The sequence below is a fragment of the Rhizobium sp. RHZ01 genome (genome assembly GCF_014851595.1).
Classification (GTDB): domain Bacteria; phylum Pseudomonadota; class Alphaproteobacteria; order Rhizobiales; family Rhizobiaceae; genus Rhizobium; species Rhizobium altiplani.
This window is the reverse complement of record NZ_JACUZZ010000021.1, coordinates 84056-95423: the sequence shown is the minus strand read 5'-3', so window position 1 is coordinate 95423 and position 11368 is coordinate 84056. Positions and strand designations below refer to the sequence as shown.

Genomic DNA, 11368 nt, shown 5'->3' with positions numbered 1-11368 from the left:
TCAATCCCCGTCAGACAGCCGATGGTCCCTCTTTGACACCGTTGACTGTTAAATGCGGTCACACGATGGCAAAAATGCCACACGCGTTCAACCTTTTCTTTACATAGTGAACAGCCCACTAACAAGTGGTTTATGTTTCGTAACAAAAGATGATTGCCGGAGTGTTAATTAGAAAACCTATGCCGCGTCCTTCAGCGGATTGTCGGGGTCTATGCCGTAATCCTTGAGTTTCCGGTACAATGTGGACCTTCCGATACCCAATTTCCGAGCCACTTGACTCATCTGCCCCCGATAGAATTTAAGGGCGAATCGGATCAGTTCTTCCTCCACATCCGCGAGCTTGCGCACATCCCCGGCAGGGTTTGTGCTCGCAATTGCGTTGTCGGGCGCCTCCGTGATTCGTGCAACCGCCTCTTCGACGCTGGCCTGATGGGCCGGATAATCGGTGGCTGAAAAGTCGTTTTGTCGATCGACACGCCTGTTGTCGGCGACCAGCGCCAAATGATCAACGACCTCGTATTCGGGCAGCTGTGCCGCAATCTGCGGGAAATCCGCTTCGGTCAGCTCACCGCCTTCGGCGAGGACCACCGCGCGGAAAATCGCGTTCTCGAGCTGGCGGATATTGCCCGGCCAGTCATAGGCTGTGAGCAAAGCCAATGCACCGGAGCTAACCGACATACGACGGCCGTTCTTCTGCTCGCTCGAGAAGCGCTCGGTGAAGACGCGCACGAGATGCGGAATGTCTTCCTTTCGCTTGCGGAGCGCGGGAATGGTGATCGGGAAGACATTCAGGCGATAGTAGAGGTCCTCGCGGAAGTGACCGTTCTTGACCTCTTCGATCAGATCCTTGTTTGTCGCCGAAATCAGCCGGACATTGACCTTGTGCGCAGTGCGCGCGCCAACGGTCTCAATTTCCCCCTGCTGGACGGCGCGCAGCAGCTTGACTTGAACCTCGAGCGGCAGGTCGCCGATCTCATCGAGGAAGATGGTGCCGCCATCGGCTTCCATGAACTTGCCGATATGCTTTTCGGTGGCACCGGTGAAGGCGCCCTTTTCGTGGCCGAAGAGAATGCTTTCGACCAGATTGTGCGGAATGGCGCCGCAATTGACCGTGACGAATGGCTTGCCGGAACGGTCGCTGCCGGACTGGATCGCACGGGCGACCAGTTCCTTGCCGACGCCGGACTCGCCTTCAAGCACGACAGGAATGTTCGACTGCGCTGCGCGCTGCGCCAGATCGATGACGCGGAGCATTGCCGGGCTGGCCGAAACGATATCATCGAAGCCGACTGCGCCGGAGCGCGATCGGCGGCCGGCGCGTGCCTTGACCTCGCGCTGGTCGAGCTTCAGGGCGTTGGAGATCGAATTGGCAATCCGCTCCGGAGAGACCGGCTTGACGACGAAATCGAAGGCGCCGGCGCGCATTGCCTGCACCACGGTCTCGATACCGCCCTGCCCTGTCTGGACAATCACCGGAACATGCGTGCCGAATTCGTGCAGTGCCTCGAGGAATTCGAGGCCCGTCATCTCCGGCATCATCAGGTCGAGAACGATGACATTATAGAGGCCGCTGCCTCTCTTCACCATCTCCAGCCCGATCCGGCCGTTTTCCGCCTGATGGACGACGTGGCCGTGACGCTCTATCGCGTTCTTGAGCAGTCGACGCTGGATCGGGTCGTCCTCGACGACGAGTATCTGCGCTGCACCCTTGAGCTCATGGTAACCGGTCATTGCTGCCTCACTTCATGCGAAACCTGAGAGGCACTTTGGCAGAAAGGCTTGAACATCCAGTTTTGAGAAACAATTGCATTTTAACGTTTGTGACGAGGCCGAATCCGACCCGAAACGGAGCTTGTGGGCAGGCGAAAGCCCCTTGATGCCAAGCCTTTAGCGGCATAGACAGTCAAGCCTGTCGCAAAAGAGGAAGAGGACCCCGATGATGAAAAACACGCTCTCCGGCACCGCCATTAATTTTTCGGCAAGTTCTGCTGCCTCCGCGACCGACGCCGCTCTGGGCGAACTGCCGACCTGGAAGCTGCAGGATCTCTACCCCTCCGCAACGTCCACGGCCTTTACCGCCGACATGGAGAAGGCCGGCAGACAGGCAATCGCCTTCGAAGAGAAGTGGAAGGGCAAGCTTGCCGATGCCGCGACAAAAAAAGGCGCCGAGGGCATCGGTCAGGCACTGAAGGAGTATGAGGCGCTGGACGACATTATCGGGCGCCTCGGCTCCTTTGCCGGCCTTACTTATTTCTCCGACACATCGAACCCGGTGAACGGCAAGCTCTATGGTGACGCCCAGACAAAGATCACCGAATTCTCCAGCCATCTGTTGTTTTTTGCGCTTGAACTCAATCGCATCGACGACGCCGTCATCAATGCCTGCATGGCAAACGACCCGGATGCCGGCCACTACCGACCCTGGCTCATCGACCTGCGCAAGGACAAGCCCTATCAGCTGGAAGACAAGCTCGAACAGCTGTTCCTAGAAAAATCGATGACCTCGGCGGCTGCCTTTAACCGCCTGTTCGACGAGACGATGGCGGACCTGCGCTTCGAGGTCGACGGCGAGAAGCTGCCGCTCGAAGTCACGCTGAACATGCTCCAGGAAAAGGATCCTGAGGTTCGCCATAAGGCTGCGATGGCGCTGGCGAAGACCTTCAAGGAAAACCTGCGCATCTTCGCGCTGATCACCAACACGCTCGCCAAGGATAAGGACATCTCGGACCGCTGGCGCGGCTTCGAGGACATTGCTGACAGCAGGCATCTTGCCAACCGTGTCGAGCGCGAGGTGGTCGACGCGCTGGCGGCTGCCGTCAAGGAAGCCTATCCCCGCCTCTCGCACCGATACTACAAGATGAAGGCAAAATGGCTCGGCATGGACCAAATGAACTTCTGGGACCGCAACGCACCGCTGCCGGAAACCTCCAATGCCGTGATTTCCTGGAACGAGGCGAAGGACACGGTGCTGTCGGCCTATGGCAACTTTGCGCCGGAGATGGCCGCAATCGCCAAGCGCTTCTTCGACGAGCAGTGGATCGACGCCCCCGTCCGCCCCGGCAAGGCGCCCGGCGCCTTCGCGCACCCGACCGTTCCGTCGGCGCACCCCTATGTGCTCGTCAACTATCTCGGCAAGCCGCGCGACGTGATGACGCTCGCCCACGAGCTTGGCCATGGCGTCCATCAGGTTCTGGCCGGCGCCCAGGGCGCGCTTATGTGCCAGACGCCGCTGACGCTTGCCGAAACCGCATCCGTCTTCGGCGAAATGCTGACTTTCCGCGCCCTTCTCGACAAGACCAAGGACAAGCGTGAGCGCAAGGCGATGCTTGCCCAGAAGGTCGAGGACATGATCAATACGGTCGTGCGCCAAATCGCCTTCTACGAGTTCGAGCGCAAAGTCCACACCGCCCGCAAGGCCGGCGAACTGACATCGGATGATATCGGAGAACTCTGGCTCTCAGTGCAATCCGAAAGCCTCGGGCCGGCGATCAAGATCTCGGAAGGCTACGAGACCTACTGGGCTTATATCCCGCACTTCATCCACTCGCCCTTCTACGTCTACGCCTACGCCTTCGGCGATTGCCTGGTGAACTCGCTCTATGCCGTCTACCAGAAGGCCGACAAGGGCTTTCAGGAGAAGTATTTCGAGCTTCTGAAGGCGGGCGGCACCAAGCATCATTCGGAGCTTTTGAAGCCATTCGGCCTCGACGCCACCGATCCGTCGTTCTGGAGCAAGGGGTTGTCGATGATCGAAGGGCTGATCGACGAATTGGAAGCACTTGATAAGAGCGCATAAGCTCTCGATCCAAAGGCAGGCATGACCAAGGCTGAACGCTACGTTCTGTTCCGGGATGACACGACCGGGCAAGTGATGCTCTTTTCCGATCCGTCGGAGATCATCATTGCCCGGACGCGCGCCGAGTTCCTTGCGGGCCTTGCCCGTATGGAAGAGGCAAAAGCGGCTGGCAAATGGCTGGCGGGCTACATGGCTTATGAAGCCGGCTACCTCTTCGAGGAAAAGCTCGCCGCTTTCCTGCCTGAAGGCCGGGAGACGCCGCTGCTCGCCTTCGGCGTCTTCGATACTCCCGAAGCCGGTATCCATCCTCTCGCGCAGCAGACACACCGCAGCGAAAACGACGAATTCCTGAGCGAGCCCAAGGCCGGTTGGGACTTTGCTCGATATAAAGAGCGATTCGATCGCCTGCATTGGCACCTACGTCAGGGCGATTGCTACCAGGCAAACCTCACCATGCCGATCACCGCCCGCTGGTCCGGCGATCCGCGCGACGCCTTCTGGTCGCTGATTTCGAGGCAGCCTGTGAAATACGGCGCGCTGGTCGATCTCGGCGGCCCCATCCTGCTTTCACGCTCGCCCGAGCTCTTCTTCCGCACCGACGAAGAGGGCTGGATCGAAACACATCCGATGAAGGGAACGGCAAAACGCGGGGCCGATGATACCGAGGACGCGGCAATCGTCGCCGCGATGCGCGACGACATAAAGACGCAAGCCGAAAACCGCATGATCGTCGATCTGCTGCGCAACGACATCTCGCGCATCACGGAGGTCGGCACCCTGGATGTCCCGAAACTCTTCGACATCGAGACCTATCCGACCGTCCACCAGATGGTCAGCCACGTGCAGGCGAAACTCCTTCCGAATCTGACCATTCGCGATATCTTCGCTGCCCTCTTTCCCTGCGGATCGATCACCGGCGCCCCAAAACTCAGTGCCATGCAGATCCTGCACGCGCTGGAAGACACACCGCGCGACGCCTATTGCGGCGCGATCGGCATGATTGCGCCCGGCGGCGGCATGCGCTTCTCGGTGGCGATCCGCACCATTAGCCTCTTTTCCGATGGCAAGGCGGTCTTCAACGTCGGCGGCGGCATCGTCTTTGATTCCACCGCCGAAGCCGAATACGAGGAGTGCCTGCTGAAAGCGCGGTTTGCGATCGGCGATCAGGAGATCGTGCGATGAACGACTTCTCGCTGCTCGAAACACTGCGTTGGGAACCCGAAGCCGGTTTCGTCAGGCTGCGCCTGCACCTGGCGCGCCTCTCCCGCTCCGCGCGCCGCATCGGCTTTCCAGACCCCACGGATGCTACCGCGAAACTGAAAGAAGCGGTTAGCAGCGCCACAACGGCACGGCGAACGCGTCTGACGCTCGACCGGCTGGGGCAGATCGAGATCACCACGGCTCCCTTCGCGCCGATCCCAGAAGGCACCACATGGAAGGTCCGGATTGCCGAAACCCGTCTCGATTCCGCCGACAAATTGCTGCGGATGAAAACGACGCGCCGTGGTGTCTACGAGACCGCACGCGCCGACTATCCGTCGTCCGAAGTTGACGAAGTTCTGCTTCTGAACGAGCGCGGCGAGGTCTGCGAAGGCACCATCACCTCAGTCTTTCTCGACGACGGATCAGGCGTGTTGCGCACGCCACCAATCTCCTGCGGCCTGCTCGCCGGCGTCTTGCGCACCGAGTTGATCTGCCAGCGCAAGGCGCGGGTTGGACGCATCTCTGTCCACGATCTGACAGCCGGAACACTCTATATGGGTAATTCGTTGCGCGGACTGATACCGGCCCGCCTCCTCAGCTAGGCCACGATCTTCAACCGATCGCGGCCGCTTTGCTTGGCGTGATACAGGGCTTCGTCGGCGCGGGCATAGACCTCGCGCGCCGTCTCTCCTGGCCGCAACTCCGCCAACCCTGCAGAGCAGGTGTAAGAGAAGGACGGTGCGGTGGGTATAGGACGCGCGCCGCGCACCATTCCGATGAGGCGTTCTATGATCAGTTCGGCCTGCGCCAGGGTCGTATCCGGCAGGATCAACATGAATTCCTCGCCGCCGATCCGCCCGAAGCTGTCACGTCGGCGGATAACCGGCTGCACGCGGCGTGAGAAATCAATCAGCACATCGTCGCCGAACTGGTGGCCATAGATGTCATTGATGCGCTTGAAGAAATCAAGGTCGATGATGCAGATGCAGCCCACAGTGCCGGGATTGGCAGAGGCCTGCCCCGCGATCAGGCTCTCCAGCGCCGCCATCATGAAGCGACGGTTGGAAATACTGGTCAACTCATCCGTCTGCGAGGCCCGCAGCGCAAAGTCGCGGTCCTGCCGTACGTCTCGCCCGCTTTGCTTCAGAAAGGTGATGTCGCTAGCAACACAAAGCATCCAGCCGTCTTTCTGCACGGTCTCGGTCATCCAGAACCAGCGACCGTCGACGACGTCGGTTTCGAACGCCCTGAACGGCAGCTTGCCCCGGCGCGATTGCGCGGAAACGAGCCAAGTCTCGAAATCAGCAGTGCGAATGATCGTCCCCTTGCCCGCCTTCGTATTGCGCCGCATGAGTTCCGACCACAAGGGAGTCTCGTCCGGTTCGATGGCGAAAGTCGAACGAAAGGCAGCATTTGCATAGCGCAACCGGTCTTCCTGATCGTAAACGGCGATCAGGACCGCGCTTTCTTCCTGCAATTCGGCAAGCCGCTCAGATATCTGGTTCATCCAATTGTTCCGGGGCACGCTGCAAACAATGGTTCGCACTTTGGCGCAGAGCTCAAAAAAGAAGATGGATGGCTCGGCGCCGATTGAATATTCACATGCATCGGAACACAACACCCCGAAAGGAAATTCTGCGATGTTCATCCTCGCCCTGACCTATGTGAAGCCGAACGAGGAAGCCGACAGGCATATGGAGCCGCATATGGCCTGGGTCAAGGAAGGCTATGCAAAAGGCTGGTTCCTCGCCTCCGGCCGCAAGGTGCCGCGAACTGGCGGCGTGGTGCTCGCGGTCGGTCAGCATGCCGAAATCGAGGCCTACGTCGCAAAAGATCCCTTCACGGTGCATGGCATCGCCGAATACGAGATCACCGAGGTCGCCATCACCACGACTATCGAGGGATTGGATATTTTAAAGGGCTGATTCACAACCGGCGCACCGCCAATTCACTGTGCTCTACTTGGAGCACGGGCCGCCCCAAACTTAGGTGTACCTCGACCGCCAAAACGCTTCACCATAGAGTCCGCATGGTCCGTTGCCCGATATGTCTCTCACGAAAGACAGGAGCGCATTATGTCACAGGCTGAAGCAAAACGCGGTACGATGGGTCAGCAGAAGTCAGGTATGACCCAGAACAACACCTCACAGCCCGGAAGATTGCGGCCCGAAGAGTTGGTCCCGTCGCGCTACGCGGTCCGGGTCGGTGAGATTGACGTGCTGGTGGTCAGCGATGGGGTACTGCCGCTTCCAACCGCGATGTTGGGACATAACGCCGACCCGACCGCCCGGGCGGCCTGGCTTAAGGACATGTTCCTGCCGCCGGACGCTTTCGACTGGGCGCTGAACGTGGTCGTGGTGCGCAGCGGCGGGCAGACCATACTCATCGACGCTGGGCTGGGATTGGACCCGGACTTGAACTTGCCGCGGGCCGGGCAGTTGACCAAGCGACTGGAGGCGGCTGGCATCGATCTTGGATCCGTCACCGACATCGTGCTCACCCACATGCACATGGACCATGTTGGCGGGCTGCTCGTCGACGGAGTGAAGGAACGGCTGCGGCCGGACCTGCGGATTCACGTGGCGGCCGCCGAGGTCAAATTCTGGGAGTCGCCCGATTTCTCCCGCGTCTCGATGCCGCCGGGGTTCCCGGACGCGCTTCGGGCGGCCGCCAAACGTTTCACGGAAGAATACCGCAGCCATCTGCGGCTGTTCGATGAAGAGCAAGCGGTAGCGCCGGGCGTGGTCGCCACACGTACCGGCGGTCACACCCCTGGGCACAGCGTGGTCCGCGTGGCGTCCGGCAACGATCGGCTGATGTTTGCCGGCGACGCCGTGTTCGCGGTCGGGTTCGAACACCCCGACTGGTATAACGGTTTCGAACACGATCCAGAAGAAGCGGCCCGCGTCCGGGTCCGACTTTTGCGGGAGCTGGCGGAGACCGGCGGACTGCTGGTGGCTACTCATCTGCCGTTCCCGTCCGTTGGCCACGTTGCAGTCGAGGGCGACGATTTTCGTTGGGTGCCGGTCTTCTGGGACTACTGAGGGCTTGTCGGGTCAGGGCATGAGCCAAATCTGGCCCCATCCGGACAGTCTGTGGCGGACGGTCTTCCATCGGGGGACATTGGCGGCATAGAGTGCGATCATGACGCCTCTGACCTATACACCCTATGGCGGCTCCGCCCGGCCTTTCACCATCGGTTTGATGCCGCTCGATCCTAGCCGCTGGATCGAGCCGGATGACGATTGGGCCCGCTATGTCGGCGAGAAACGACGCCTGATCGAGACACATCGCGACGAGATCTTCGTTGCCGAGGCGGATACCGCGGAAGCACAGCAGGAGGTCTTCGATCTCCTGCTGGCTTATCTTGCGGAATATCATCCGAAGCTTGCCGACAGCGTTGCCCATGCAACCGAGCGGGATGCACCGCCCCTGCTGCGTGCCGGCCTGCTGGTGCAGGACGATCTCGTCATCATGCGACGTAGGGAAGACGGCTGGCATCTTGTCGCCGGCTTTGTCGCCTTCCCGTCCTCATGGTCGCTGCAGGAGAAGTTCGGTCGCCCGATGCAGGCAATTCACGCCGACGTGCCCGGTTTCGGCGAAGGTACGCGTAACGCGACACTCATCACCCGCATCTTCGATAACCTGCAGGTTTCGCAACCTGTGGAACGGCTGAACTGGTCCGTGAACGTCACGGATGAACTATTTTTGCCACTCTCCAAACACCGCCGCCCGCCGTCGGCCGACCCGTTCACGCTCGCCGAGCGCTTTGCTCGCGTCGAGCGCCAGACGCTGCACAAACTGCCGAAGTCGGGCGATATTCTGTTTACCATCCGCGTCTATGTCGATTCGATAGCCGCGATCGCCGACCACCCGAATGCCGCCAAACTTGCCGGAAGCTTCGCCGCGCAGCTGGATAGTCTCGATGAGCAGCAGGCGGCCTATAAAGGTCTGATACTGCAGAAGGCCGAACTCGTCGCGAAGCTTCGAGCGCTCGCGGACACCCTCTCTCCCGCCTGAGTTTTATGCTCTTGCTCTTTATTGTGACGCCGTTTTGTGGTTAGAGCCGATAATCTCGCATTCTCTGCGCAATTTCCAGATGAATTCCTAAAGGCCCATCGCCTTCGTCGCCTTCCACAGGAGAAAAGAAAGAATGACGGAACAAACCCACCCGGTATATGCCGAAATTACTGGCCCGATCGTGATGATCGGCTTTGGCTCCATCGGCCGCGGTACCCTGCCGCTGATCGAGCGCCACTTCAAATTCGACAAGAGCCGGATGGTAGTCATCGACCCGCGCGACGACGCAGATCACACCGAAATCATGGCAAAGCATGGCGTGAAGCACATCAAGGCTCATGTCACGAAGGAAAACTACAAGGAACTGCTGAAACCGCTTCTGACCGAAGGCAGTGGCCAGGGTTTTTGCGTCAATCTCTCCGTCGACACCGGTTCGGTCGACCTGATGAAGCTCTGCCGCAAGCTCGGCGCTCTCTACATCGATACCGTCATCGAGCCCTGGCTCGGTTTCTACTTCGACAAGAGCATGAAGAATGCCGACCGCACCAACTACGCACTGCGTGAAACTCTTCGCAAGGAAAAGGCGAAGAACCCGGGCGGTCCGACTGCTGTCTCCACCTGCGGCGCAAACCCGGGTATGGTTTCGTGGTTCGTCAAGAAGGCGCTCGTCAACCTCGCCAACGATATCGGTGTGAAGTTCGAAGAGCCGGATCAGCACGACCGCGAAGGCTGGGCGAAGCTGATGAAGAAGGTCGGCGTCAAGGGCATCCACATCGCCGAGCGCGACACGCAGCGTACCAAGCATCCGAAGCCGCTTAACGTCTTCTGGAACACCTGGTCGGTTGAAGGCTTCATCTCCGAAGGCTTGCAGCCGGCCGAACTCGGCTGGGGCACCCACGAAAACTGGATGCCGAAGAACGGCAAGAAGCACAAGAAGGGTTGCAAGGCTGGTATCTACCTCGAGCAGCCGGGCGCCAACACTCGCGTCCGCACGTGGTGCCCGACCCCCGGTCCGCAGTACGGCTTCCTCGTAACGCACAACGAGGCGATCTCGATCGCCGACTTCTTCACCGTTCGCGACAAGGACGGCGAAGTCACCTTCCGTCCGACCTGCCACTACGCCTACCATCCGGCGAACGACGCGGTTCTCTCGATGCATGAGATGTTCGGCAACGGCGGCAACCCGCAGCCGGTTCACCACGTTCTCGACGAGGACGAGTTGGAGGACGGCATCGACGAACTCGGCGTCCTGCTCTACGGCCATGAGAAGAACGCTTACTGGTACGGTTCCCGCCTGTCGCTGGAGGAAACGCGCCGCATCGCGCCTTACCAGAACGCGACGGGCATGCAGGTCACCTCCGCCGTTCTCGCCGGCATGGTCTGGGCCCTTGAAAATCCGACGGCCGGTATCGTCGAAGCCGACGAAATCGACTACAAGCGCTGCCTCGAGGTGCAGAGCCGGTACCTCGGCCCGGTCGAAGGCCACTACACCGAGTGGACGCCGCTGGAAGGTCGCCCGGGGCTCTTCCCGGAAGAGATCGACACCAAGGATCCGTGGCAGTTCAAGAACATCCTCGTTCGCTGATCCCAGCCCGAACCGCATTTGAAGATGCCCGCCTTGCGGCGGGCATTTTTGTAACGCCTGCTGTATAAATGCCGTCATGAGACCTTGAAGTCTTGCCTTAACTACCGGCTCGCGCCATGTGTTTCACAACCACACGGATAGTTCTCGTTCCGAAGCCCCGGGAGAAACTCATGAGAATCAGACCCCTCCTTGTCCTCATCGGCGCGTCCGCGGCGTTGAGCGCCTGCACCACGTCGTCGCCGCGCCCGGTACCGGTCGCTGCAACCCCGGCTCAGACAGGCGTTGAGGGTTCATGGTCGGATCCGAACGGCATCATCTCCACATTCCAGGCCGGAACCTTCACCACGCGCACGACCGACAGCAACCAGCTTCTCGCGTCGGGCACTTATGTGAACACCTCCCCGTCGCTGGTCGAGATCAACATGACCTCGCTGGTGCGCAAGACGCAATCCAAGGTCAACTGCGCGCTGGTGACCCAGAGCCAGCTCAATTGCACCTCCGACGCCGGTTCCCAATTCACGCTCACGCGCCGCATGTAGAGCTGTAAGGTTCGATTTGCGTTGGACTAAATGGTTCTGGTCTGCCAAAAGGCCCCGAGGACGCGACCGCCGTTATTTATAGAACGGGGTCGGGCGACCGATTGACGTCACGTTGCTGCCGCGAGATCACGCTGGCCGTCCTCAAATTCTCAACAAGCCGGTTTCAGAGGATGACTGCGTTCGCAGCCTGAGCGGATTTTCGTCGTTCGAAAAAAGAAAGCAGCT

Annotated in this window: 10 protein-coding genes; 8 read left to right on the top strand and 2 right to left on the bottom strand. The window is 59.9% G+C overall.

Annotation, left to right across the window (positions count from 1 at the left end; all coding sequences use genetic code 11):
- Nucleotides 1-177: 177 nt before the first annotated feature.
- Nucleotides 178-1731 carry a sigma-54 dependent transcriptional regulator gene (locus tag IB248_RS21045; RefSeq protein ID WP_192241592.1) on the bottom strand — a complete coding sequence of 518 codons (1554 nt, stop codon included), beginning with the start codon at nt 1729-1731 and terminating at the stop codon, nt 178-180.
- Nucleotides 1732-1936: 205 nt separating this feature from the next.
- On the opposite strand from IB248_RS21045, the gene IB248_RS21040 reads away from it, so the two are divergent.
- Genes IB248_RS21040 through IB248_RS21030 form a run of 3 tightly spaced genes read left to right on the top strand, consistent with a single transcriptional unit; the run spans nt 1937 to nt 5601 of the window.
- Nucleotides 1937-3796 carry a M3 family oligoendopeptidase gene (locus IB248_RS21040; RefSeq protein WP_113470653.1) on the top strand — a complete coding sequence of 620 codons (1860 nt, stop codon included), beginning with the start codon at nt 1937-1939 and terminating at the stop codon, nt 3794-3796.
- Between the two features lie 21 nt (nt 3797-3817).
- Nucleotides 3818-4978, top strand: a complete 1161-nt coding sequence (locus IB248_RS21035) for an aminodeoxychorismate synthase component I (protein WP_018856044.1) — start codon at nt 3818-3820, stop codon at nt 4976-4978.
- Nucleotides 4975-5601, top strand: coding sequence for an aminotransferase class IV family protein (locus tag IB248_RS21030; RefSeq protein WP_113470652.1), 627 nt, complete (start codon nt 4975-4977; stop codon nt 5599-5601). Before IB248_RS21035 ends, IB248_RS21030 begins: the two co-directional genes overlap by 4 nt.
- Here the strand turns inward: IB248_RS21030 and IB248_RS21025 are convergent.
- Nucleotides 5598-6506, bottom strand: a complete 909-nt coding sequence (locus IB248_RS21025; RefSeq protein ID WP_113470651.1) for a GGDEF domain-containing protein — start codon at nt 6504-6506, stop codon at nt 5598-5600. The genes IB248_RS21030 and IB248_RS21025 overlap by 4 nt on opposite strands.
- A 133-nt stretch (nt 6507-6639) precedes the next feature.
- Between IB248_RS21025 and IB248_RS21020 the strand changes: the two genes are divergently transcribed.
- The 5 genes from IB248_RS21020 (at nt 6640) to omp10 (ending at nt 11143) form a co-directional block, all read left to right on the top strand.
- Nucleotides 6640-6924 (top strand): YciI family protein, encoded by a 285-nt coding sequence (locus IB248_RS21020; RefSeq protein ID WP_018856047.1) that lies wholly within the window; start codon nt 6640-6642, stop codon nt 6922-6924.
- A gap of 150 nt (nt 6925-7074) precedes the next feature.
- Nucleotides 7075-8043, top strand: coding sequence for an MBL fold metallo-hydrolase (locus IB248_RS21015; protein WP_169682314.1), 969 nt, complete (start codon nt 7075-7077; stop codon nt 8041-8043).
- A gap of 100 nt (nt 8044-8143) precedes the next feature.
- On the top strand, nt 8144-9019 hold the full coding sequence (locus tag IB248_RS21010) for a DUF3445 domain-containing protein (protein WP_192241591.1): 876 nt from the start codon (nt 8144-8146) through the stop codon (nt 9017-9019).
- Nucleotides 9020-9152: 133 nt separating this feature from the next.
- A complete protein-coding gene (locus tag IB248_RS21005) occupies nt 9153-10604 on the top strand; it encodes a homospermidine synthase (protein ID WP_062373039.1) in 1452 nt (483 codons plus the stop codon).
- Between the two features lie 170 nt (nt 10605-10774).
- Nucleotides 10775-11143 carry an outer membrane lipoprotein Omp10 gene (omp10, locus tag IB248_RS21000; protein ID WP_018859923.1) on the top strand — a complete coding sequence of 123 codons (369 nt, stop codon included), beginning with the start codon at nt 10775-10777 and terminating at the stop codon, nt 11141-11143.
- Nucleotides 11144-11368 lie beyond the last annotated feature (225 nt).